This window comes from Enterobacter sp. CP102 (genome assembly GCF_025152625.1).
Classification (GTDB): Bacteria; Pseudomonadota; Gammaproteobacteria; order Enterobacterales; family Enterobacteriaceae; genus Enterobacter; species Enterobacter soli.
The window spans coordinates 4,758,028-4,781,449 of record NZ_CP104014.1; the positions used below are offsets into that span (position 1 = coordinate 4,758,028).

General features: G+C 53.3%; 21 protein-coding genes. 10 read left to right on the forward strand and 11 right to left on the reverse strand.

What is annotated here, in order from left to right:
• Positions 1–12: 12 nt before the first annotated feature.
• Positions 13–1,395, forward strand: coding sequence for a F0F1 ATP synthase subunit beta (gene atpD, locus N1249_RS22470; protein WP_014072438.1), 1,383 nt, complete (start codon positions 13–15; stop codon positions 1,393–1,395).
• A 20-nt stretch (positions 1,396–1,415) separates the two neighbouring features.
• A complete protein-coding gene (locus tag N1249_RS22475; protein ID WP_006177560.1) occupies positions 1,416–1,835 on the forward strand; it encodes a F0F1 ATP synthase subunit epsilon in 420 nt (139 codons plus the stop codon).
• Positions 1,836–2,137: 302 nt separating this feature from the next.
• On the opposite strand, the gene N1249_RS22480 is transcribed toward N1249_RS22475, so the two are convergent.
• On the reverse strand, positions 2,138–4,246 hold the full coding sequence (locus N1249_RS22480; protein ID WP_259833550.1) for a right-handed parallel beta-helix repeat-containing protein: 2,109 nt from the start codon (positions 4,244–4,246) through the stop codon (positions 2,138–2,140).
• A 344-nt stretch (positions 4,247–4,590) separates the two neighbouring features.
• Here N1249_RS22480 and glmU point away from each other — a divergent pair, with 344 nt between their 5' ends.
• From glmU to phoU, 7 genes are all read left to right on the forward strand, one after another.
• Positions 4,591–5,961 carry a bifunctional UDP-N-acetylglucosamine diphosphorylase/glucosamine-1-phosphate N-acetyltransferase GlmU gene (glmU, locus tag N1249_RS22485; protein WP_259833551.1) on the forward strand — a complete coding sequence of 457 codons (1,371 nt, stop codon included), beginning with the start codon at positions 4,591–4,593 and terminating at the stop codon, positions 5,959–5,961.
• A gap of 226 nt (positions 5,962–6,187) precedes the next feature.
• Positions 6,188–8,017 carry a glutamine--fructose-6-phosphate transaminase (isomerizing) gene (gene glmS, locus N1249_RS22490; protein WP_259833553.1) on the forward strand — a complete coding sequence of 610 codons (1,830 nt, stop codon included), beginning with the start codon at positions 6,188–6,190 and terminating at the stop codon, positions 8,015–8,017.
• A 321-nt stretch (positions 8,018–8,338) separates the two neighbouring features.
• On the forward strand, positions 8,339–9,379 hold the full coding sequence (pstS, locus tag N1249_RS22495) for a phosphate ABC transporter substrate-binding protein PstS (protein ID WP_259833554.1): 1,041 nt from the start codon (positions 8,339–8,341) through the stop codon (positions 9,377–9,379).
• 128 nt (positions 9,380–9,507) lie between these two features.
• Complete coding sequence (pstC, locus tag N1249_RS22500; RefSeq protein ID WP_259833555.1) at positions 9,508–10,467, forward strand: phosphate ABC transporter permease PstC; 960 nt, start codon at positions 9,508–9,510, stop codon at positions 10,465–10,467.
• Positions 10,467–11,357 carry a phosphate ABC transporter permease PstA gene (gene pstA, locus N1249_RS22505; protein WP_259833556.1) on the forward strand — a complete coding sequence of 297 codons (891 nt, stop codon included), beginning with the start codon at positions 10,467–10,469 and terminating at the stop codon, positions 11,355–11,357. Before pstC ends, pstA begins: the two co-directional genes overlap by 1 nt.
• Positions 11,358–11,404: 47 nt before the next feature.
• Positions 11,405–12,178 carry a phosphate ABC transporter ATP-binding protein PstB gene (gene pstB / locus N1249_RS22510; RefSeq protein WP_010426574.1) on the forward strand — a complete coding sequence of 258 codons (774 nt, stop codon included), beginning with the start codon at positions 11,405–11,407 and terminating at the stop codon, positions 12,176–12,178.
• Between the two features lie 26 nt (positions 12,179–12,204).
• Positions 12,205–12,930 (forward strand): phosphate signaling complex protein PhoU, encoded by a 726-nt coding sequence (gene phoU / locus N1249_RS22515; RefSeq protein WP_008500182.1) that lies wholly within the window; start codon positions 12,205–12,207, stop codon positions 12,928–12,930.
• Between the two features lie 85 nt (positions 12,931–13,015).
• Here the strand turns inward: phoU and yieH are convergent, their stop codons facing one another.
• Positions 13,016–13,681 carry a 6-phosphogluconate phosphatase gene (gene yieH, locus N1249_RS22520; RefSeq protein WP_259833557.1) on the reverse strand — a complete coding sequence of 222 codons (666 nt, stop codon included), beginning with the start codon at positions 13,679–13,681 and terminating at the stop codon, positions 13,016–13,018.
• A 166-nt stretch (positions 13,682–13,847) separates the two neighbouring features.
• Between yieH and adeP the strand changes: the two genes are divergently transcribed.
• Entirely contained in the window at positions 13,848–15,185 is a 1,338-nt protein-coding gene (gene adeP / locus N1249_RS22525) for an NCS2 family permease (protein WP_248102386.1), read from the forward strand.
• A gap of 103 nt (positions 15,186–15,288) precedes the next feature.
• On the opposite strand, the gene N1249_RS22530 is transcribed toward adeP, so the two are convergent.
• The 9 genes from N1249_RS22530 to rpmH all read right to left on the reverse strand — a co-directional run bounded on the left by N1249_RS22530 (position 15,289) and on the right by rpmH (position 22,819).
• A complete protein-coding gene (locus N1249_RS22530; protein ID WP_259833560.1) occupies positions 15,289–15,855 on the reverse strand; it encodes an NADPH-dependent FMN reductase in 567 nt (188 codons plus the stop codon).
• A gap of 36 nt (positions 15,856–15,891) precedes the next feature.
• Positions 15,892–16,638: a 4'-phosphopantetheinyl transferase superfamily protein gene (locus N1249_RS22535; protein WP_259833562.1), complete on the reverse strand. Its 747-nt coding sequence runs from the start codon at positions 16,636–16,638 to the stop codon at positions 15,892–15,894.
• 141 nt (positions 16,639–16,779) lie between these two features.
• The gene (gene yidZ, locus N1249_RS22540; RefSeq protein ID WP_259833564.1) at positions 16,780–17,742 is read right to left on the reverse strand and encodes an HTH-type transcriptional regulator YidZ; all 963 of its coding nucleotides are present in this window, start codon (positions 17,740–17,742) and stop codon (positions 16,780–16,782) included.
• Complete coding sequence (locus tag N1249_RS22545; protein ID WP_259833566.1) at positions 17,711–18,886, reverse strand: MFS transporter; 1,176 nt, start codon at positions 18,884–18,886, stop codon at positions 17,711–17,713. Before N1249_RS22545 ends, yidZ begins: the two co-directional genes overlap by 32 nt.
• Positions 18,887–18,996: 110 nt before the next feature.
• Positions 18,997–20,361 carry a tRNA uridine-5-carboxymethylaminomethyl(34) synthesis GTPase MnmE gene (gene mnmE, locus N1249_RS22550; protein WP_166718215.1) on the reverse strand — a complete coding sequence of 455 codons (1,365 nt, stop codon included), beginning with the start codon at positions 20,359–20,361 and terminating at the stop codon, positions 18,997–18,999.
• A 74-nt stretch (positions 20,362–20,435) separates the two neighbouring features.
• Positions 20,436–22,079, reverse strand: coding sequence for a membrane protein insertase YidC (gene yidC, locus N1249_RS22555; protein WP_259833567.1), 1,644 nt, complete (start codon positions 22,077–22,079; stop codon positions 20,436–20,438).
• Between the two features lie 2 nt (positions 22,080–22,081).
• Positions 22,082–22,339 (reverse strand): membrane protein insertion efficiency factor YidD, encoded by a 258-nt coding sequence (gene yidD, locus N1249_RS22560; protein ID WP_001307474.1) that lies wholly within the window; start codon positions 22,337–22,339, stop codon positions 22,082–22,084.
• Positions 22,303–22,662 carry a ribonuclease P protein component gene (gene rnpA, locus N1249_RS22565; protein ID WP_014072458.1) on the reverse strand — a complete coding sequence of 120 codons (360 nt, stop codon included), beginning with the start codon at positions 22,660–22,662 and terminating at the stop codon, positions 22,303–22,305. Before rnpA ends, yidD begins: the two co-directional genes overlap by 37 nt.
• Positions 22,663–22,678: 16 nt before the next feature.
• Entirely contained in the window at positions 22,679–22,819 is a 141-nt protein-coding gene (gene rpmH, locus N1249_RS22570) for a 50S ribosomal protein L34 (RefSeq protein WP_000831330.1), read from the reverse strand.
• Between the last annotated feature and the right edge of the window lie 603 nt (positions 22,820–23,422).

Here is a 23,422-nt window from a genome sequence, read left to right on the forward strand (position 1 = left end):
AGAGGATTCAAGATGGCTACTGGAAAAATTGTCCAGGTAATCGGCGCCGTGGTTGACGTCGAGTTCCCTCAGGATGCCGTACCGCGCGTGTACGATGCTCTTGAGGTACAGAATGGTAACGAGAGCCTGGTGCTGGAAGTTCAGCAGCAGCTCGGTGGTGGTATCGTGCGTACCATCGCAATGGGTTCTTCCGACGGTCTGCGTCGTGGTCTGGAAGTTAAAGACCTCGAACACCCGATCGAAGTCCCGGTAGGTAAAGCAACACTGGGTCGTATCATGAACGTATTGGGTCACCCAATCGACATGAAAGGCGACATCGGTGAAGAAGAGCGTTGGGCTATCCACCGCGCAGCACCTTCCTACGAAGAGCTGTCAAGCTCTCAGGAACTGCTGGAAACCGGCATCAAAGTTATCGACCTGATGTGTCCGTTTGCGAAGGGCGGTAAAGTTGGTCTGTTCGGTGGTGCGGGTGTTGGTAAAACCGTAAACATGATGGAGCTGATCCGTAACATCGCGATCGAGCACTCCGGTTACTCTGTGTTTGCTGGTGTTGGTGAGCGTACTCGTGAGGGTAACGACTTCTACCACGAAATGACTGACTCCAACGTTCTGGACAAAGTATCCCTGGTTTACGGTCAGATGAACGAGCCACCAGGAAACCGTCTGCGCGTTGCGCTGACTGGCCTGACTATGGCGGAGAAATTCCGTGACGAAGGCCGTGACGTTCTGCTGTTCGTTGATAACATCTACCGTTATACCCTGGCCGGTACTGAAGTATCAGCACTGCTGGGTCGTATGCCTTCAGCGGTAGGTTATCAGCCAACTCTGGCAGAAGAGATGGGTGTTCTTCAGGAACGTATCACCTCTACCAAAACCGGTTCTATCACCTCCGTTCAGGCGGTATACGTACCTGCGGATGACTTGACTGACCCATCACCAGCAACCACCTTTGCTCACTTAGATGCAACCGTGGTACTGAGCCGTCAGATCGCGTCTCTGGGTATCTACCCAGCCGTTGACCCGCTGGACTCCACCAGCCGTCAGCTGGATCCACTGGTTGTTGGCCAGGAACACTACGACACCGCGCGTGGCGTACAGTCCCTGCTGCAACGTTACCAGGAACTGAAAGACATCATCGCCATCCTGGGTATGGATGAACTGTCTGAAGAAGACAAACTGGTGGTAGCACGCGCTCGTAAGATCCAGCGCTTCCTGTCCCAGCCGTTCTTCGTTGCGGAAGTATTTACCGGTTCTCCAGGTAAATACGTTTCCCTGAAAGACACCATCCGTGGCTTTAAAGGCATCATGGAAGGCGAATACGATCACCTGCCAGAGCAGGCGTTCTACATGGTTGGTTCCATCGACGAAGCCGTGGAAAAAGCCAAAAAACTTTAACGCCTTAATCGGAGGGTGATATGGCAATGACTTACCACCTGGACGTCGTCAGCGCAGAGCAACAAATGTTCTCTGGTCTGGTCGAGAAAATCCAGGTAACGGGTAGTGAAGGTGAACTGGGTATCTTCCCAGGTCACGCACCGCTGCTCACCGCCATTAAGCCTGGTATGATCCGCATCGTTAAACAGTTCGGTCATGAAGAGTTTATCTATCTGTCCGGCGGCATTCTCGAAGTGCAGCCTGGCAGTGTGACCGTTCTGGCCGATACCGCTATCCGTGGCCAGGATCTCGACGAAGCGCGAGCCCTGGAATCGAAGCGTAAGGCTGAAGAGCACATTAGCAGCTCTCATGGTGACGTGGATTACGCTCAGGCGTCTGCGGAGCTGGCCAAAGCGATCGCGAAACTGCGCGTTATCGAGTTGACCAAAAAAGCGATGTAACACCGGCTTGAAAAGCACAAAAGCCAGTCTGGTTTCAGACTGGCTTTTTTTATGGTTTCGTTTCAGGAAAAGTGAAACTGAAAAGCTGTTTTATTATTTTGTGATTTACATCACAAAAATGTTGATCGGTTAAAAAATGAGGCGTAGACTCCTTTTTTGTGAAGTGTGTCACAAAATAAACCTCAATAATTCAGGATGCCATCATGAAACTGGTCAACAAAATCATCGCTCTTTTCAGCAACATGAACGTCTCTTTCGGTACGTTCAACCACTAATCCGCTGAATGCCGAGTGGCGCCACGCTTACCGTTGTGAGATAAGCGAAGCGCCATCTGGCAGGATTTCTCCCTTGCCGTTCACGCTCTTCCCTTTCACGATAAAATAGTTCGACTTATCAATATTCCCCACCACCGCATCGTCGTATAAGCCTTGTTGCGTCCGCACCGATTTATTGCCGCTAAACACTCCCTGGGTTGATGCATCACCGTATGGGCTGGGCCGGAAGATGAAATTAAAGCGCAGATTGTCCACCGCGACGTTATTGGCCACCACCAGCGCACCCGGATTGAAGTTGTCAGTAAAACCATCCAGATGATTGCCAATGGCCTTACTGTTGCGAACCTCATGGGCAACCGGCTGTCCTTCGCCGCCAAGTTTGAAACCGTTGCTGGTGTTATTGCGGGCAATTGAATTCTCGATCACCACAACACCGTTGGCACCGTCCTCAATCTTGTTGAAAAGGTCAAAGCCGTCATCGACGTTGTCATGGGAATAGCAGTTTTCCAGGCGGTTTCCCTCCCCTACACGCATTTTGACGGCAAAACCATCAGCGTTGATTTTCCCCGGGTCCTCATTGGCATACGACTCTGAATCAATTATCCGGTTATAGCTGGCCCACAGTGGGCGACCAATATTTTCCGGGGAGGATATCTGGATCCCGGTATCGTCGTTGCGGTAAGCCGTGACGTTTTCGATAAGGTTATGGCTACCCTGTACACGCAGGCTTTTATCCGTTATCTCAATACCATTGATATGCCAGTAGCTCGCATCCACCAGCAAACCCTTTATCACTGCTTTGCCGTCCGCCTGAAGTGTTTTTACCTTATCAGGGCTACCGCTGGCTGAAAGCGGGATAGCGCTGCGCGGATACTCGCCTGCCTGCAAAACGATCTTCCCACCCAACGGGAGCAGATTTATGGCGGTAGTTAGATCCATCGGTGCGCTTTTACTGCCTTCTGCACCGGCTTTCCCCTCAGGCGATACATAAAGCGTTGTGGTCACATTGCCTGCGAGTTTTTCCACGCTGAATTGGGTTGCTACCGGGGATGCACTCTCCGTGCTGGTGGGGGTGAAGGTAAGACGAAAATCATTCTTTTCCCCAAGCGTGGCGGGCAGCGTGTACATCTCCCCCGCTTTCACCGGCTTATCGCTACCGATCACCACTTCATTTTGCCAGACGCTGAAAACGCCATCGTAGTTTGCGCGTGCCTGTATCAGATACTGCGCGGAGGTGCTCTGGCTGCCGGAAGCAAGTTGCACCACCACAGGCAGCGCTTTGGCCTGCCAGGGGGCAGATTCAAGGGTATGCGCCGGGGATGTGGTAAGCGATGCATCCGTGACGGTGATTTTGGCATTGCGGGAGGCGAAGAACCCGACGTAATAGTGAGCGTTGTCCTGGACCGAGATCAGATCTGCGCGAGGCACACTTTTGCTCACCCATTCATTGCTGCCTGCGGGGGCCCAGGAGGTAATAAACCCGCTATCGTTCCGCTCAAGCCTGAGGCGGAATTCCGGCATTTGCTGTAAATCCACCTCCTCTTTATAACTTTGCTTCTTAATTTCGGCTCCGGCATTTCCCCACGGATGGGAGATCCCTTCACGCGTAATGGCTTGCAGTTTTATCCGGTGATGATCTTTTTTATCCTGCGTCATGATGGCATTCATCACCTGGTTAGATGCCGCAGGGAACTCTTCATAGCCCGCTTTCAGCGGCTGTTGGCGTGGTACGCCGATGATGTCGCGCACCAGCAACCCGGCACCTTCCTGGGCGGCCGGTTTGGCTCCGTTTTCCGGGCCAAACTGATCCACTTTGACGGTGGCCTGTAAGACAAAGTTTTCCCCTGAAGGAAGCGTGGTATAGAAAAAGGTCAGCCCGTCGTGGGAATTCGCTATTTTCCCGCCCCGGCTTTCAATCGTGACGGGTTTTGACAGATCAACGGCATCCTGCGGCGTAAGTTTTTTCCCGTCGAGGGTGACATCGTTTACGCCGATTTTGTCGGGCAGTACGTTTGAGGAAAAATTCATGTCCGTTGACTGCCCGAATGCTATCGCTTTCCAGACATGCCCAGACTCTGCGGCCGAAGCGGTGAAGGTGCTACACATCATTAGAGCCAGAGGTATTTTATAGTTCATCTTATTCTCCTGAGTAATAATTGAGCGTCATTATCATAAAGATGAAACGGCGTTTCTTTTTTCTCTGTCACATTATTCAATTATTAAAACTATGTTTTAATTTTGGCTTGTCTTTATTCATGAGGCGAAAGAACAGCTAAGCTGTTGTGACAGCTTGCGACTTACCGCGAGAATGCTATTTTCAAGAGAAAAAGTGATTTACTCTGCCCTAAAAAGTATCCTCAAATAGCCCGTAAAGCCCTGGGTTGAGCGTTTTAGCGGCATTCCATTTTATGGCGCAAAATATGTAGAATTTTCAACGTCAAAGGGTTTTACTTCTCACTCAAATTACAGTCAGGACGCGTATGTTGAACAATACGATGAGCGTGGTCATCCTTGCCGCTGGCAAAGGCACCCGCATGTATTCCGATCTTCCGAAGGTGCTGCACACCCTGGCAGGAAAGCCTATGGTGCAGCATGTCATTGATGCCGCTAATGAACTCGGTGCCAGCCAGGTACACCTGGTATACGGCCACGGCGGCGATCTGTTAAAGCAAACGCTGCGTGATGACAAACTCAACTGGGTACTTCAGGCTGAACAACTGGGTACTGGCCATGCGATGCAGCAGGCTGCCCCGTTCTTCGCGGATGACGAAGACATTCTGATGCTTTACGGTGATGTGCCGCTGATTTCCGTCGATACCCTGACTCGCCTGCGTGAAGCGAAACCGCAGGGCGGTATTGGTTTGTTAACCGTGGTACTGGACGATCCGAGCGGCTATGGCCGTATCACCCGTGAAAATGGCAACGTAACGGGTATCGTTGAGCACAAAGATGCCAGCGACGCCCAGCGCCAGATCCAGGAAATCAATACCGGCATCCTGATTGCCAACGGCGCAGATATGAAGCGCTGGCTGTCGAAACTGACCAACAATAACGCGCAGGGCGAATATTACATCACCGATATTATTGCCCTGGCGTATCACGAAGGCCGTGAAATTGCGGCAGTACACCCGGCTCGCATCAGCGAAACCGATGGTGTAAACAACCGCCTGCAACTTTCCCGCCTGGAGCGTATTTACCAGTCCGAACAGGCGGAAAAACTGCTGCTGGCAGGCGTTATGCTGAACGATCCGGCGCGTTTTGATCTGCGCGGTACCTTATCTCACGGGCGCGATGTTGAGATTGATACTAACGTTATCCTTGAAGGCCACGTGACCCTTGGCCATCGCGTCAAAATTGGCACGGGTTGCGTGATTAAAAACAGCGTCATTGGTGACAACTGCGAAATCAGCCCCTACAGCGTAGTGGAAGATGCCCATCTGGAAGCGGCGTGCACCATTGGTCCGTTTACGCGCCTGCGCCCTGGCGCTGAGCTGATGGAAGGCGCCCACGTGGGTAACTTCGTCGAAATGAAAAAAGCGCGTCTGGGTAAAGGCTCTAAAGCCGGTCATTTGACCTATCTGGGCGATGCAGAGATTGGCGATAACGTGAATATTGGTGCAGGTACAATCACCTGTAACTACGACGGTGCGAATAAGTTTAAAACCATTATTGGTGATGATGTGTTTGTCGGCTCCGATACGCAGCTGGTGGCGCCTGTTACCGTTGGTAATGGCGTGACTATTGCCGCAGGAACGACCGTTACGCGCGATGTGGCCGATAACGAGCTGGTGTTAAGCCGCGTGCCGCAGGTACACAAGCAGGGCTGGAAACGCCCGGTGAAGAAGAAATAACAACAAGGCGGGTGGCGCTACGCTTACCCGCCCTACGATTGAGTAGGCCTGATAAGGCGTAGGTGTCATCAGGCAAACCCGGGTGAGGAGATAAATATATATCTCCCCCCACCAGCAGTACCCATAAATATAACCCCACTCTCTACAAGGCTCGGGGCGCCCAAAAAAGGGCAACAACAGGTCAGCGACAACGCATGGCAAAACGCCATAATCAGGAAATCTAACTATGTGTGGAATTGTTGGAGCAGTTGCGCAGCGTGATATTGCTGAAATCCTTCTCGAAGGTTTACGTCGTCTGGAATACCGTGGCTATGACTCTGCTGGTCTGGCTGTGGTGGATGCAGAAGGTCAAATGACCCGTTTGCGTCGTCTGGGTAAAGTGCAGATCCTGGCGCAAGCGGCGGAAGAACACCCGCTACACGGCGGCACCGGTATTGCGCATACCCGCTGGGCGACGCATGGCGAACCCTCCGAAGGTAACGCACACCCGCATGTGTCTGAACACATTGTGGTGGTGCATAACGGCATTATCGAAAACCACGAACCACTCCGTGAAGTGCTGAAAGCACGCGGATATACCTTCGTGTCTGAAACCGACACCGAAGTTATTGCTCACCTGGTTCACTGGGAGCTGGAACAGGGCGGCACGCTGCGTGATGCGGTGCTGCGCGCTATTCCTCAGCTGCGCGGCGCATACGGTACAGTGATCATGGATTCCCGTGACCCGAGCACACTGCTTGCTGCACGCTCCGGTAGCCCAATGGTTATCGGCCTTGGCATGGGCGAAAACTTCATCGCATCCGATCAGCTGGCACTGCTGCCAGTGACCCGTCGCTTTATCTTCCTGGAAGAGGGCGATATCGCTGAAGTGACGCGCCGTTCCGTGTCTATCTTTGATAAAGCCGGTACGCAGATCAATCGCCAGGAAATTGAATCCAACCTGCAATACGACGCAGGCGATAAAGGTGCGTACCGTCACTACATGCAGAAAGAGATTTACGAGCAGCCGAACGCGATCAAAAACACCCTGACCGGGCGCATTAGCCACGGCGAGGTGGATCTGAGCGAGTTGGGAGACAATGCTAACGAGCTGCTGTCGAAGGTTGAGCATATTCAGATCGTCGCCTGCGGGACCTCGTATAACTCCGGCATGGTGTCGCGCTACTGGTTTGAATCGCTGGCGGATGTGCCATGCGATGTGGAAATCGCCTCTGAATTCCGTTACCGCAAATCCGCTGTGCGCCGTAACAGCCTGATGATCACCCTTTCCCAGTCTGGCGAAACCGCCGATACCCTGGCGGCGCTGCGTCTGTCCAAAGAGCTGGGCTATCTAGGCTCTCTTGCGATTTGTAACGTACCTGGCTCTTCGCTGGTACGTGAATCCGACCTGGCGCTGATGACGAAAGCGGGTACGGAAATTGGTGTCGCGTCGACGAAAGCTTTCACTACGCAGCTGACCGTGCTGCTGATGCTGGTGGCGAAACTGGCGCGTCTGAAAGGGCTGGATGCTGCTGTTGAGCAGAACATTGTTCATGGCCTGCAGGCTTTGCCGAGCCGTATTGAGCAGATGCTGTCTCAGGACAAACGCATTGAAGCTCTGGCTGAAGATTTCTCTGACAAACACCACGCCCTGTTCCTGGGCCGTGGCGATCAGTATCCGATTGCGCTGGAAGGCGCGCTGAAGCTGAAAGAGATCTCGTACATCCACGCAGAAGCCTATGCGGCTGGTGAGCTGAAACACGGCCCGCTGGCGCTGATAGATGCGGATATGCCGGTTATCGTCGTTGCACCAAACAACGAACTGCTGGAAAAACTGAAGTCCAACATTGAAGAAGTGCGTGCCCGTGGCGGCGTACTGTACGTCTTTGCTGATAAGGATGCCGGTTTCACCAGTAACGACAACATGCACATCATCGAGATGCCGCATGTGGAAGAGGTGATTGCACCTATCTTCTACACCGTTCCGCTGCAGTTACTGGCTTATCACGTCGCGCTTATCAAAGGCACCGACGTTGACCAGCCGCGTAACCTGGCGAAATCTGTAACGGTTGAATAATCCTCCCTGGCTCCACCTTCGGGTGGAGCTTTTTTACCCTTCCCGGTTTGTTTTTAATCAACTCTTTCCCGTTTTTATTTATGACAATCTGTCATCTTCAGCTACTTTTTTCAGTGTCACATAAAGAAAATATTACTGAAAACCAACTGTCATGTTTGTGGCTAACATATTGATATTGAAAGTTAGTTTTGCTGATTTTTAAGTGAAATTTTCAGTGTCATAAAACTGTAATAATTCGTACATTTATCTGTCACCTGTTTGTCCTATTTTGCTCATCGTAGCCACTAAACAACGATTTACGAAAATCTTGCAGGAGACATTATGAAAGTTATGCGTACCACTGTCGCAACTGTTGTCGCCGCGACCTTATCTCTGAGCGCTTTCTCTGTATTCGCAGAAGCAAGCCTGACTGGTGCCGGTGCAACCTTCCCTGCGCCGGTGTATGCCAAATGGGCAGATACCTACCAGAAAGAAACTGGTAACAAGGTTAACTACCAGGGTATCGGCTCCTCCGGTGGCGTTAAACAAATTACCGCTAACACCGTTGATTTCGGCGCATCAGATGCTCCACTGACTGATGAAAAACTGGCTCAGGAAGGTCTGTTCCAGTTCCCTACCGTTATAGGTGGTGTGGTTCTGGCCATCAACCTGCCGGGCGTGAAGTCTGGTGAGCTGGTGCTGGACGGCAAAACCCTGGGTGACATCTACCTGGGCAAAATCAAAAAATGGGATGATGAAGCAATTGCTAAACTCAACCCAGGTCTGAAACTGCCTTCTCAGAACATCGCTGTGGTTCGCCGCGCAGATGGTTCTGGTACCTCTTTCGTCTTCACCAGCTACCTGGCGAAAGTGAACGAAGAGTGGAAATCTAAAATCGGCTCCGGCTCAACCGTTAACTGGCCAACCGGTCTGGGCGGTAAAGGTAACGACGGTATCGCCGCGTTCGTACAGCGTCTGCCAGGCTCCATCGGTTACGTAGAATACGCTTACGCTAAGCAGAACAACCTGGCTTACACCAAACTGGTTTCAGCTGACGGTAAACCGGTTAGCCCGACCGAAGAGAACTTTGCTAACGCGGCTAAAGGCGCTGACTGGAGCAAATCCTTTGCACAGGATCTGACTAACCAGAAAGGCGAAGGCGCATGGCCAATCACCTCTACCACGTTCATTCTGGTTCACAAAGAGCAGAAGAAACCTGAGCAGGGTACTGAAGTGCTGAAGTTCTTCGACTGGGCATACAAAAACGGCAACAAACAGGCTAACGACCTGGATTACGCCAGCCTGCCGGATAGCGTGGTTGAGCAGATTCGTGCTGCATGGAAGACCAACGTGAAAGACAGCAGCGGTAAAGCGCTGTACTAACAGGATATATTTAACGAAGATGGCGGGTGGCGCTGCGCTTACCCGCCCTACGGTTTATTCTGTAGGCCCGGTAAGCGTCAGCGCCACCGGGCATATTCGTAAAAACGTCTCAAACAGAAGAGTGATTTATGGCTGCAACCAAGCCTGCATTTAACCCTCCGGGTAAAAAAGGTGACATGATTTTCAGCGCGCTGGTAAAACTGGCTGCGCTGATTGTGCTATTGCTGCTGGGTGGCATTATCGTGTCCCTGATTTTCTCATCCTGGCCGAGCATCCAGAAATTCGGTTTCTCCTTCCTGTGGAGTAAAGAGTGGGATGCGCCGAACGATATCTACGGTGCGCTGGTGCCGATTTACGGCACGCTGGTGACCTCGTTCATCGCTCTGCTGATTGCGGTTCCGGTCAGTTTTGGTATTGCCCTGTTCCTGACGGAGCTGGCGCCTGGCTGGCTGAAGCGTCCGCTTGGTATCGCCATCGAACTGCTGGCGGCTATCCCAAGTATCGTTTACGGCATGTGGGGCCTGTTTATCTTTGCTCCGCTGTTTGCGAAATACTTCCAGGAGCCGGTGGGCAATGTTCTGTCCTCTATCCCGTTTGTGGGGGCGCTGTTCTCTGGCCCGGCATTCGGTATCGGTATTCTGGCTGCGGGTGTGATCCTCGCCATCATGATTATTCCGTACATTGCGGCCGTTATGCGTGATGTCTTCGAACAAACCCCGGTGATGATGAAAGAGTCGGCTTACGGCATCGGCTGCACCACCTGGGAAGTTATCTGGCGCATTGTCCTTCCGTTCACCAAAAATGGGGTGATCGGTGGCGTTATGCTGGGCTTAGGTCGTGCACTGGGTGAAACCATGGCGGTGACCTTTATCATCGGTAATACCTACCAGCTCGACAGCGCATCGCTCTACATGCCAGGCAACAGTATTACCTCTGCACTGGCTAACGAATTTGCTGAGGCGGAGTCCGGGCTGCACGTTGCGGCGCTGATGGAGCTGGGGCTGATTCTGTTTGTTATCACCTTCATTGTTCTGGCGATCTCCAAGCTGATGATTATGCGTCTGGCCAAGAATGAGGGGGCACGTTAATGGCGACTCTCGAAATGCAAAGCACCGCTGAGCTGGCGGAATCCCGCCGCAAAATGCAGGCAAAGCGCCGTGCGAAAAACCGTATTGCGCTGACGCTCTCTATGGCGACGATGGCATTCGGTCTGTTCTGGCTGGTCTGGATCCTCTTCTCTACCGTAGTACGCGGTATCGATGGCATGTCACTGGCACTGTTCACCGAGATGACTCCACCACCGAACACGGCGGGTGGCGGTCTGGCGAACGCCCTGGCGGGTAGCGGCCTGTTGATCCTGTGGGCTACAGTCGTTGGGACGCCGCTTGGCATTATGGCGGGGATCTACCTGGCAGAATATGGCCGTAAATCCTGGCTTGCAGAAGTTATTCGCTTCATTAACGACATTCTGCTCTCTGCACCTTCTATCGTGGTCGGTCTGTTCGTGTACACCATTGTGGTGGCGCAGATGGAGCACTTCTCCGGCTGGGCGGGCGTTATTGCGCTGGCGCTGTTGCAGGTGCCTATCGTCATCCGTACTACCGAAAACATGCTGAAACTGGTGCCTGACAGCCTGCGTGAAGCGGCCTATGCACTGGGAACACCAAAATGGAAAATGATCTCCGCGATTACGCTGAAAGCGTCAATCTCCGGGATCATGACTGGCGTCCTGCTGGCCGTTGCCCGTATTGCGGGTGAAACGGCTCCGCTGCTGTTTACGTCGCTCTCCAACCAGTTCTGGAGTACGGACATGATGCAGCCTATCGCTAACCTGCCGGTCACCATCTTTAAATTTGCGATGAGCCCGTTCGCGGAGTGGCAGCAGCTGGCCTGGGCCGGGGTGCTGATCATTACCCTTTGCGTACTGTTGCTGAACATTCTGGCGCGCGTCATTTTCGCGAAGAAGAAACACGGTTAATTTTTTACGGCGCGGCACATCGCGGCGTCGAATGAGGAAATGAGTCAATGAGTATGGTTGATACTGCCCCGGGTAAGATTCAGGTTCGTGATTTGAACTTCTACTACGGCAAATTCCATGCCCTGAAGAATATCAACCTGGATATCGCGAAGAACCAGGTCACGGCATTCATCGGTCCATCTGGCTGTGGTAAATCCACCCTGCTGCGTACCTTTAACAAGATGTATTCGCTCTATCCGGAACAGCGCGCTGAAGGCGAGATCATTCTGGATGGCGAAAACATTCTGACCCAGGCCCAGGATATTGCCCTGCTGCGTGCGAAAGTGGGCATGGTGTTCCAGAAGCCGACGCCGTTCCCGATGTCGATTTACGACAACATCGCCTTTGGCGTGCGTCTGTTTGAAAAACTCTCCCGCGCCGATATGGACGAGCGCGTGCAGTGGGCTTTGACCAAGGCCGCATTATGGAACGAAACCAAAGATAAGTTGCACCAGAGCGGTTACTCTCTCTCCGGTGGTCAGCAGCAGCGTCTGTGCATTGCGCGTGGTATCGCCATTCGCCCGGAAGTGTTGCTGCTGGATGAGCCGTGTTCAGCGCTGGACCCGATCTCAACCGGTCGTATTGAAGAGCTCATCACCGAGCTGAAACAGGATTACACCGTGGTTATCGTGACCCACAACATGCAGCAGGCTGCGCGTTGTTCCGATCACACGGCGTTTATGTACCTGGGCGAGCTGATTGAGTTCAGCGATACGGACGCGCTGTTCACCAGGCCCGCGAAGAAACAAACCGAAGATTATATTACTGGCCGCTACGGTTGATTTGCCTCAGTGCATGTGGAGAAACCATGGACAACCTCAATCTTAATAAACACATTTCCGGCCAGTTCAATGCAGAGCTGGAAAGCATTCGCACCCAGGTGATGACCATGGGTGGCATGGTCGAGCAGCAGCTTTCTGATGCGATCACGGCAATGCACAACCAGGACAGCGAACTGGCGAAACGCGTTATCGAAGGCGACAAAAACGTCAACATGATGGAAGTGGCGATCGACGAAGCCTGCGTACGCATTATTGCCAAGCGTCAGCCGACGGCGAGCGATCTGCGCCTGGTGATGGCAATCATCAAAACCATCGCCGAGCTGGAACGTATTGGTGACGTTGCGGATAAAATCTGTCGCACTGCGCTGGAGAAGTTCTCTCAGCAGCACCAGCCGCTGCTGGTGAGCCTGGAGTCGCTGGGTCGCCACACCGTGCAGATGCTGCATGATGTGCTGGATGCCTTCGCGCGTATGGATCTGGACGAAGCGGTACGTATTTACCGTGAAGACAAGAAAGTCGACCAGGAATACGAAGGCATTGTGCGTCAGCTGATGACCTACATGATGGAAGATTCACGTACGATCCCAAGCGTACTGACCGCACTGTTCTGCGCGCGCTCTATCGAGCGTATCGGCGACCGCTGCCAGAACATTTGCGAATACATTTTCTACTTCGTGAAAGGTCAGGACTTCCGTCACGTTGGTGGCGACGAGCTGGACAAGCTGCTGGCGGGTAAAGATCCGAAAGAGTAATGTTTGTGGCGGGTGGCGCTAGCGCTTACCCGCCCTACGAGCCATGTAGGCCGGATAAGCGTTAGCGCCATCCGGCTTTGTTTTTTCAGCGAGTAATATTCCACCCGCGAGCCTTCCACAGATCCGGCAGCTGAGCCAGATCGGTAAAGGTCGTCACTTTTGGATGATCGATCGGCTTGTTGTGCGGATCGGCGCAGAAGTAAAACACTTCCATTCCCGCATCAATTCCTGACTGCGCGCCCGCAGACGAGTCATCCACCAGAATGCAGTTTTCTACGTTGACGTTCATCGCCTTCGCCGCGTGGAACATCAGCGCCGGGTCTGGCTTCCAGCGCTGGATATCGTAGCCGCTGAACAGTTTTTCCGGGAAATGGTGCAACATCTCAAGCTTGCCCAGCGAGTGCTGCATTTTGCTGACCGGGCCGTTAGAGACCACGCAGATTGGCACCGTCATCGCATCCAGCAACGCGTTAGCCCCGGCGATAACTTCCAGCTCGGAGTCGAACAGGCGTGCAACCTCGGCGCGGTACACCGGTTCCAGATCGGCTTTCGCCAGATCCACACCGTGTTCCTGGTTAATGATGTCGATGATCTCGTACAGCTTCACGCCCTTAAAGCGTTTGAACACCTCTTCGAGATCGAGCGTAATGCCAAATTCCTGGAACATGGCGACATACGCACGGGAACAAATGACCTCACTGTCGACAAGCGTACCGTCGCAGTCGAAAAATACCGCCTCAATTCCGGACATGCCTTTCCCTTTTAACAAGTTTAACGTTTACGTGGTGCAGTTTTACGACACGCAATCGTTGCCGTATAAGCAAATTCAATGAAAAAAAGTACCCTATAACCGCCCTTATTGTCGCATTTTGGTATAGGATAGCGACGAATTTTCCCTCCTTGTTCGGAAATTGATGATGAGTCAACAACACACTACCCAGACATCTGGTCAGGGTCTGCTTGAGCGCGTGTTTAAACTGCGCGAGCACGGCACAACGGCACGCACCGAAGTGATCGCCGGTTTCACCACCTTCCTGACGATGGTCTATATCGTTTTTGTTAACCCACAAATTCTGGGCGTTGCTGGCATGGATACCAGCGCCGTCTTCGTAACGACCTGTCTTATCGCGGCCCTCGGCAGCATTCTGATGGGTGTGTTCGCGAACCTGCCTGTTGCGCTGGCACCGGCTATGGGTCTGAATGCCTTCTTCGCGTTTGTTGTGGTTCAGGCGATGGGCCTGCCGTGGCAAGTGGGTATGGGCGCTATCTTCTGGGGCGCGATTGGCCTGCTGCTGCTGACCATTTTCCGCGTACGTTACTGGATGATTGCCAATATTCCTGTGAGCCTGCGTGTGGGTATCACCAGCGGTATTGGTCTGTTTATCGGCATGATGGGCCTGAAAAACGCCGGTGTTATCGTGGCTAACCCGGATACGCTGGTCAGCATCGGTCATCTGACCTCGCACAACGTGCTGCTCGGCGTGCTGGGCTTCTTTATCATTGCGATTCTGGCGTCCCGTAACATTCATGCGGCGGTGCTGGTGTCCATCGTGGTGACAACGCTGCTGGGCTGGATGCTGGGTGATGTTCACTACAACGGCATCGTCTCTGCGCCACCGAGTGTTTCCACCGTGATTGGTCACGTTGATCTGGCGGGCTCCCTGAACCTGGGCCTGGCGGGCGTGATTTTCTCCTTCATGCTGGTAAACCTGTTCGACTCCTCCGGTACGCTGATCGGTGTGACCGACAAAGCAGGTCTGGCAGATGAGAAGGGCAAATTCCCGCGCATGAAGCAGGCGCTGTTCGTTGACAGTATCTCTTCCGTTGCGGGCTCCTTTATCGGTACCTCTTCTGTTACCGCTTACATTGAATCCTCTTCCGGGGTTTCTGTTGGTGGCCGTACCGGTCTGACAGCCGTGGTTGTCGGTATTCTGTTCCTGCTGGTGATTTTCCTTTCTCCGCTGGCGGGGATGGTTCCACCGTATGCGGCGGCAGGTGCGCTGATTTATGTGGGCGTGCTGATGACATCCAGCCTGTCACGCGTGAAGTGGGATGATTTAACCGAAGCGGTTCCCGCGTTTATTACTGCGGTAATGATGCCGTTCAGCTTCTCGATTACCGAAGGTATCGCGCTGGGCTTTATCTCTTACTGCGTGATGAAGATCGGTACTGGTCGTTTCCGCGACCTCAGCCCATGCGTTATCGTTGTGGCGCTGCTGTTTGTGCTGAAGATTGTGTTTATTGATGCACACTAAGATGCTGGTGGTGTCAGGTAGCGCTTCGCTTACCTGACCTACGGGCAAATTTCCCTCTCCCCGTGGGAGAGGGTTAGGGTGAGGGCAACAGGCCGCAATGACCTTACGCTTTCACCCGCTTAATATAATCACCAAACGCCGTCAACTGGCCTGCCAGATGATCCCGCGTGCTTTGATCAACCACTTCACCCGTTTGCGGGTCGACCTTATTCTGAATCACACCGCCCATAAATTCCGGCTTGTTCATCACCATCGCATCCAGGAATACCAAAATCTGGCGCAGATGATACTGGCAGCGCGCGCCGCCAATGGCGCCCATAGAGCTGGTCTGAATCAACACGGGCTTGCCCGACAGCGGCTGCTGGGGTAAACGGGATAACCAGTCAATCGCGTTCTTCAGGCCACCGGGCACCGAATAGTTATACTCTGGCGTAACGATAACGACGCCGTCAGCCTGGCGAATCTGCTCTGCCAGCGCTTCTACGCTCTGTGGAAATCCGTCTTCCTGCTGAACATCGGCATCGTACAGTGGGATATCACCAATAGACGGCAGCGCTGAAACCTCCATTCCTGCCGGAGCCAGCTGTGGAAGAGAACGGGCAACCATCCCGTTAAATGAACCTTTGCGCAGGCTTCCCAGTAACGTAACAACTTTCAACGTATCAGACATGATTACTCCTTTTTCATCATGATGGCCCTGGATGGGTCAGTTAAGGGTAAGAGCTTTTTCTGCCGGTAAACTGGTTAATCGCATTAAACGTGCGGCAGGTTCATTAGCGCGCGCCGGGACATCAGGAAGACTATGCCATCCGCGGCTGCTGTCAAATTCCCAAATTTTGAGGCGTTCAATGGCCGGCGTCACGGCAATTGACCAAATCAGAACATCTTCTGCATCACTGAGCGCTTCAACCAGTGCCGCTTTTGACGCGCGCAAACGCCCGGAGCCTGGCAGCAGTTGAAGCAGCCGGGCATCATCAGAGGCACAGCCTGATAATTTACGAATACTCTGGCGAAGCGTGATGAGCTGTGCCTTTGCTTCACTGGGATCGTTCTGGTTACGGATCCACAGTTTCTCGTTGCTTGAGAGCGGGTATTCATCAAGCGTATTTACTCCCAGGAAACCGCTGGTTGCTCGCTGGAGTTCCATATCCAGCCCGCAGTCGCCTTCGGTGGTGAGGGCTACGCCAATAATGTTGCCTGTGTAAGAGATAGAAAAGCGGGGAAGTCCCGGGTCAGCAAAGACCGGGCGGCCTTCTGGCTGGGTAATGATATCCGGCAGCTCGCTGGTGCCGTACAGCATAAACATCAGCTCCGCGAGTAAGGCTCTTGAGGCTAAAAAGCGCGTCCGGCGATGTTCGGGGAGTTTGAGTGCCTCACTGTGACACGCTGAAGAAATTCTGGCCGATACGAGGCGTCCTTCTGTGAGTATCCCTCTTGCAAAGTGCGTTGCCATTTTTCGCTCCTTGATAATGGTCGTATTCGGTTAAACGGTTACATCATTATCGCTTAACTTCTCCTCTGTTTTAATCAGTAAATGGGAGTAAGAGAAGCCTGAGGACCGAACTTTACATTTTCTTAGGCAAAAATTGGATCGCTAGCGCAGTGGGGAGCCATACAGCGCCTTGATTGTCTCTCTGAGCCAGAGGATTTTCGGGTTGTGGCTGTTACGTTTATGCCAGATAAGCGTGAAGGGCACGGTCAGTTTTTCTGCCTGTGCTTCATCGACGGGAATGGGGAGGGCAATCAACTTACGCTGGTGGAGCTGATTGTAGTGATGGCAGTAGTGCGGAGCGGTGGCAATATAGTTATGGCCCGGCTGCGCTGCCATAAACATCGACTGCTCGAACCCGGGCAGGCTCATGGCGATATTCCTCTCGCGGCCCATCTCTCGTAGCACTTCATCGAGTGCCCAGGTATCACTACGTTCCCAGTAAATACTGATATGCGGGTAGCGCAGGAAGGTGTCGAGATCCCACGTTTCCTGAAGCGCCGGATGATCTTCCCGCAGATAAACACAAGGGCGGTCGCTGAACAGGATTTCATAATCGATAAACCATGGCATCAGCTTAAGCAGCTCGCGGGAGCGTGGGTGCGTTTCGCGCCCGGTAAAGCCCAGGTCGACCTCGCCGCGCGTAATCGCATCCAGCGAATCGTAATCCCACTGCCGCATCTTTACCGTGGCCTGTGGGTAACGTTGATTCACCTGCTCCAGCAGGGTATTGAAGCGGATCAGCATCAGCGGCGTTTCCGCTGCCATTTCGAATGTCAGGCCGCCCGGTGAGTCATGGTGGAATTTATCGAGGATCTGGTTGCCAATCTGCATCCAGTCCGCCAGATCCTGCTCAAGACTCACGGTCAGCGGCGTAGGCAGCAGCCCCAGCGGGGTTTTCACAAACAGCGGATCCTCAAACCAGTCGCGCAATTTCGCCAGCGATTTACTCACAGCCGACGGCGTGACGTTCATCCGCTTGGCGGCTTTGGTCACGCTGCGTTCCTGCAACAGCAGTTGCAGGGTTAACAACAGGTTAAGATCGAGGCTGCTGATGGGCTTCTTCATAATGCGCGGCGGTCTGTATCACCAGAAGTAAAAGAATGCAGAGTATGCTACAGCCAATCAGTATCCCGATCAGCATATTCAACGCGTTAAGACCAAGAACGGCCGCCAGCCAAATCCACAGTGAAGAGCCGCAGACCTGGGCAATACCCAGTACCGAGCTTGCCACCCCCGCGCGCAGTGAGAATGGACCCAGCGCCTGGCTCATCGCCACGCCAAACCCAACGGAGAATCCGGCGCAGATAAGGGTAATGCCTGCCAGCATCATGGCATGTGAGTTCGCGGTAGCCAGAATCACGCCCGCCGCGAGGAACAGCACCTGAGAGGTGAGCATCAGCGTGCGCTGACGGAAAATATTCAGGGCAAATGGCGTTGAGAACGAAACGGCCATGCTGACCAGCGCTGTTGCTGCCATCACCGTGGAATATTCCCCGCGATCAAATCCCATCGTCTCCATCAGCAACACCGGGGAAACGTTTACATAGGTCAGGATCACCGCTACGCTCAGGGTCGTGACGAGCAAACGGCTGATGAAAAAGCGGTTCAGGAGCTTTTCCGCCGGGTTAATCGTCGCGTTATGCCCTGCATTCTGCGCGCCGGGATGCGTCTCTTTAAGCACTGAGACAGACAGAATAAAGACCAGCCCGCCCATCGCCGCCATTGTCCAGAACAGGCTCTGCCACGGGAACTTGAGCATAATCAGATAGCCCACAACGGGTGCCAGCACGGGAATAATGCAGGTGATGCCGTTCAGCATTGAAAGCACTTTGGCGCGTCGCTGGGCATTTAGGGTATCGCGCAGAATGGCAAAGGCCACCACGTAGCAACCGCCAGCGCCAATGCCCTGAATAAAGCGCCCGGCCAGGAACAGGCTGCTGTCCTGAGCCATTGAACACAGAACAGAAGCCAGCGCAAAAATCACCGCGCCGGTAATGGCAACAGGCTGCCGTCCCGCTTTGTCCGCAATTTTCCCGGCAAATACCATCGATGACGCCATCCCTGCGAGATAGGCCGAAAACGCAATATGCAGTTGTGCTTCGCTGGCGCCCAGATCGCGGGCGATGTGCGGTAAACCCACCAGATACATATCAATACCTGACGGATAAAGCAGAACCAGTGCAAAACTACAAAACAGAAAACGAGCCATAGATCCCCCATAGATGCAGGCAAGAAGAATAGGGGGTGAAAGGGGAAGAAGCGAGTTGCCATTTGGACAATGGTGATTTCCTGGGAGGAAATCACCCTGTTTTGCGGATGCTATTTACCAATACAGAAACTGGAGAAAATCCGTCCCAGCAGATCATCCGAGGTAAACTCGCCAGTGATCTCGCTCAGATTCTGCTGCGCCAGGCGGAGCTCTTCCGCCAGCAGTTCACCCGCCCAGGCGCCGATCAGCTGCGCTTTACCCTGAACAAGGTGGTTTGCGGCCTCTTCCAGCGCCTGCAAATGACGACGGCGTGCGAGGAAGCCACCTTCCATGCTGGTGTCGAAGCCCATACTCTGTTTTAGATGGTTACGCAGGTCGTCCACGCCTTCACCGGTACGGGCCGACAGGCGAATCAGTGAGTGACCATTCACATCGCTGATGCCCAGCGTTTCGCCAGTTACATCCGCTTTGTTGCGCACCACAGTGATGGGCAGTTTAGCCGGCAGACGGGCGATAAAGTCAGGCCAGATCTCCGCCGGGTCAACGGCAGCAGTGGTTGTGCCATCCACCATAAACAGGACGCGATCGGCTTGCTCTATTTCCTGCCAGGCGCGTTCAATACCGATACGCTCTACTTCATCACTCGCATCGCGTAAACCAGCGGTATCGATGATGTGCAGCGGCATTCCGTCGATATGAATATGCTCGCGCAGTACGTCACGCGTTGTCCCGGCAATATCGGTCACGATCGCCGCTTCACGGCCCGCCAGGGCGTTCAGCAGGCTCGATTTCCCGGCGTTAGGGCGACCGGCGATAACGACCTTCATCCCTTCACGCAGCAGGCTCCCCTGGCGCGCTTCGGCGCGAACTGCATCGAGATCGGCCATCACGCTGTTAAGCTGCGCTTCGATTTTACCGTCAGAAAGGAAGTCGATCTCTTCGTCAGGGAAGTCGATAGCAGCTTCGACGTAGATCCTGAGGTGAGTAAGTGCTTCCACAAGGTGGTTCACGCGTGCGGAAAATGCGCCCTGAAGCGAGTTCAGAGCAGAGCGCGCAGCTTGTTCGGAGCTGGCGTCGATCAGGTCGGCAATCGCCTCGGCTTGCGCCAGATCGAGCTTGTCGTTCAGAAACGCGCGCTCAGAAAACTCACCCGGCTTCGCAATACGCAGGCCAGGCAGGGTCAGAATGCGTTTTAACAGTAAATCGAGGATAACCGGACCACCGTGACCCTGTAGTTCCAGCACGTCTTCACCAGTAAAGGAGTTCGGGCCGGGGAACCACAGCGCAATGCCCTGGTCCAGCGCAGTACCGTCGGCATCTTTAAACGGCAGATAGTCGGCGTAGCGTGGTTTTGGCAGTTTGCCCAGCACGGCTTCGGCAACCTCGCGTGCCTTGAGGCCGGAGATGCGCAAAATACCTACACCACCGCGTCCCGGTGGGGTTGCCTGGGCGACGATAGTGTCGTTATGGCTCATGGTTTGTCTCTACTGTGTTGCAATAAAAAAAGGCGGTCAATCGACCGCCCTTATTTTAGCGTTAAGTTACCCGATCAGGATTTTTTCTTTTCGCGGCTATGCAGGCCACGTTTTTCCAGACCACGGTAAATCAGCTGCTGCTGAATAATGGTTACCAGGTTGCTGACGATATAGTACAGCACCAGACCTGACGGGAACCACAGGAAGAACACGGTGAAGATGACCGGCATAAAGGTCATGATCTTCTGCTGCATCGGGTCGGTCACAGTGGTAGGCGACATCTTCTGGATGAAGAACATCGTGATACCCATCAGGATCGGCAGGATGTAGTACGGGTCCTGTGCAGACAAGTCATGGATCCACAGGGCGAACGGCGCGTGGCGCAGTTCAACGGAGCCCATCAGCATGTAGTACAGCGCAAGGAAGATTGGCATCTGAATCAGCAGCGGGAAGCAACCACCCAGTGGGTTAACTTTCTCTGCTTTATACAGGGCCATCATTTCCTGGCTTTGACGCTGTTTGTCATCGCCCAGACGCTCACGCATTGCCGCAATCTTCGGCTGCAACATACGCATCTTCGCCATGGAGGTGTACTGCGCCTTAGTCAGCGGGTACATGATGCCACGAACGATAAAGGTGATAACGATGATGGAGAAGCCCCAGTTACCCAGGAAGCTGTGGATGAACTTCAGCAGCTTAAACAGCGGCTGAGAGATGAACCACAACCAACCGTAATCTACGGTCAGATCCAGGTGCGGCGCAACAGCGGCCATTTTGTCCTGGATTTCCGGGCCGACCCACAGGGTGCTGCCCAGGTTAGCGGTTTGACCCGGCTGAACCAGAACAGGCTCGGATTTGTAACCGATAGCAGCAATGCCGTTGCCCAGGTTTGCGGTGTAGAAGTTGTTAGTGCCTTCGTTACGCGGAACCCATGCAGTCGCAAAATACTGTTGCAGCATCGCAACCCAACCGCCTTTAGCGCTAACGTTCAGGTTTTCGTTATCGGCAATGGTGTCGAATTTGTATTTTTCGTACTTCGCATCAGGCGTGGAGTATGCCGCGCCACGGAAGGTATGCAGCGCAAAGTTGCTGCTTCCGGTATCACGATGCGTAGGCAGATTGATGGACTGCTTCAGCTGGCCAAAGGTCGCGAGTTCCAGTGGTTTCTCACCGGTGTTCTGCACGCTATAGCCCACGTTCACCGCATATTCACCGCGTTTCAGGGTGAAAGATTTGGTGAAGGTGTTGCCCGCAGCATCAGTGTAAGTCAACGGGATCACGAGTTCGTTTTGGCCATCAGCCAGAACAAACGTATCTTTATCGACGTTATACAGCGGACGCGGACCGTTCGCCGGGTTATCCGGGCCATCACGACCGGTCAGGCCGCTCTGCGCCTGGTAGATAAACTCTGGCGTGGTTTCCAGTAACTGGAACGGTTCGGTCGATTTCAGTTCTTTTGGGTAGGTTAACAGCAGCGCCTGCTCAACATCACCACCACGGGTGTTGATAGTCAGCTCAAGCACATCGGTCTTAACCGTAATCTGTTTCCCCTGGCCACTGGCCGGCACGCCCTGGTCGGCGGCGCTACCCGCTGCTGTGGTCGTTGTCTGCGTGACCTGCTGTTGTGGTTGAGGATTTTTATCCTGTTCCCACGCCTGCCAGATCATGAAAGACACGAACAACAAAGCGATGATAAGAAGATTGCGTTGCGAATCCATCGTTAGTGTTCTCTGGTATCAAATGGCCCTGGGGGGACGGGATCGTCTCCACCTGGGTGTAAAGGGTGGCATTTTAATACGCGTTTCACCGTCAACCAACTGCCTTTTATCACACCAAACCTGCGCAATGCCTCAATTCCGTAGCTTGAGCATGTTGGTGTGAAACGACAGTGCGGCCCGAGTAGCGGACTAATCAGGCGTTGATAGACCCGAATGAGGGCTATCAGGACCCGTGAGCCAGGCGACAGTGGCGGCGCCATAATTTTTCCAACGCTTCCGAGAGAGCACGGTTATCGAGGTCGGCAACCCCTTTTTTTGCCACCACCACGAAATCCATCGACGGGAGTTCATGCTGACGTAAACGGAAGCTCTCACGCGTCAGACGTTTAATCCGATTGCGTTCGTGCGCGCGCTTAACGTTTTTCTTGGCGACAGTTAGACCGATGCGGGGATGCCCCAGCGAATTTTGGCGGCCGAGGATGGTGATTTGCGGCGTGCCAGCCCGTTGTGGCTGCTGGAAGACGAAAGTGAAATGAGTGGGAGTTAACAAACGTAACTCCCTGGGAAATGCTAGCTTAACCACTCAGGGGTTAGCTTTATTACTTGGAAACGGTCAGACGAGCGCGGCCTTTAGCACGACGACGTGCCAGAACCTGACGACCATTTTTAGTAGCCATACGAGCACGGAAGCCGTGAGAACGGTTGCGCTTCAGTACAGACGGTTGAAAAGTGCGTTTCATGGCGATTTCTACCTAAACTTGAATAAATTCACTGACTTTTGCGTTTACCCGAACGAGTTTCGAACGACTAACGCCTCAGCGTGGGTGATTAAAGAGGCCGGATTGTAATAATTGTACACTCCGGAGTCAATTCTCTTTCCTTAATTCCCGCGTATTTTCGCACGTTTTCGCGTGGAAAATGAACAGCGTTCAACGCAGGGAAGCCGAGCTTTACGCGACGGGTGGGGGATTATACGACCTCCCCGGTAAAGCGCAAGGATCGTCCAGGATCTTCGTTAGATCATTTAAGCAAAAAATTGTCTGTACTCATTAATTTTTCCAATATGCGGGCTAAATCGTGGGGCACTCCCGTCAGGATCGATTACACTTACCCGGTTTCGGATCTTCCTGTGGATAAATCGGGAAGAATCTGTGAGAAACAGAAGATCTCTGACTCAGTTTAGGCTATGATCCGCGGTCCCGATCGCGATCCCAGGATCCTGGTCAGGATAAAATTGCAGATAGCAATTCGCACATCACCCTTTTGCACAGGGTCTTGTCGATGTGTGCCAACAATCATGAATATTCAATAGTTTTCTTTATATTGTTCGAGTGGAGTCCGCC

Coding starts and splice junctions, on each gene's coding strand:
- pstA (WP_259833556.1), top strand. CDS start 10,467: ATGGCGACTCTCGAAATGCAAAGCACCGCTGAGCTGGCGGAATCCCGC.
- yieH (WP_259833557.1), bottom strand. CDS start 13,681: ATGTCCGGAATTGAGGCGGTATTTTTCGACTGCGACGGTACGCTTGTC.
- pstS (WP_259833554.1), top strand. CDS start 8,339: ATGAAAGTTATGCGTACCACTGTCGCAACTGTTGTCGCCGCGACCTTA.
- pstC (WP_259833555.1), top strand. CDS start 9,508: ATGGCTGCAACCAAGCCTGCATTTAACCCTCCGGGTAAAAAAGGTGAC.
- glmU (WP_259833551.1), top strand. CDS start 4,591: ATGTTGAACAATACGATGAGCGTGGTCATCCTTGCCGCTGGCAAAGGC.
- mnmE (WP_166718215.1), bottom strand. CDS start 20,361: ATGAGCCATAACGACACTATCGTCGCCCAGGCAACCCCACCGGGACGC.
- yidC (WP_259833567.1), bottom strand. CDS start 22,079: ATGGATTCGCAACGCAATCTTCTTATCATCGCTTTGTTGTTCGTGTCT.
- rpmH (WP_000831330.1), bottom strand. CDS start 22,819: ATGAAACGCACTTTTCAACCGTCTGTACTGAAGCGCAACCGTTCTCAC.
- yidZ (WP_259833564.1), bottom strand. CDS start 17,742: ATGAAGAAGCCCATCAGCAGCCTCGATCTTAACCTGTTGTTAACCCTG.
- N1249_RS22475 (WP_006177560.1), top strand. CDS start 1,416: ATGGCAATGACTTACCACCTGGACGTCGTCAGCGCAGAGCAACAAATG.
- N1249_RS22480 (WP_259833550.1), bottom strand. CDS start 4,246: ATGAACTATAAAATACCTCTGGCTCTAATGATGTGTAGCACCTTCACC.
- glmS (WP_259833553.1), top strand. CDS start 6,188: ATGTGTGGAATTGTTGGAGCAGTTGCGCAGCGTGATATTGCTGAAATC.
- pstB (WP_010426574.1), top strand. CDS start 11,405: ATGAGTATGGTTGATACTGCCCCGGGTAAGATTCAGGTTCGTGATTTG.
- N1249_RS22545 (WP_259833566.1), bottom strand. CDS start 18,886: ATGGCTCGTTTTCTGTTTTGTAGTTTTGCACTGGTTCTGCTTTATCCG.
- N1249_RS22530 (WP_259833560.1), bottom strand. CDS start 15,855: ATGTCTGATACGTTGAAAGTTGTTACGTTACTGGGAAGCCTGCGCAAA.
- phoU (WP_008500182.1), top strand. CDS start 12,205: ATGGACAACCTCAATCTTAATAAACACATTTCCGGCCAGTTCAATGCA.
- adeP (WP_248102386.1), top strand. CDS start 13,848: ATGAGTCAACAACACACTACCCAGACATCTGGTCAGGGTCTGCTTGAG.
- N1249_RS22535 (WP_259833562.1), bottom strand. CDS start 16,638: ATGGCAACGCACTTTGCAAGAGGGATACTCACAGAAGGACGCCTCGTA.
- yidD (WP_001307474.1), bottom strand. CDS start 22,339: ATGGCGCCGCCACTGTCGCCTGGCTCACGGGTCCTGATAGCCCTCATT.
- atpD (WP_014072438.1), top strand. CDS start 13: ATGGCTACTGGAAAAATTGTCCAGGTAATCGGCGCCGTGGTTGACGTC.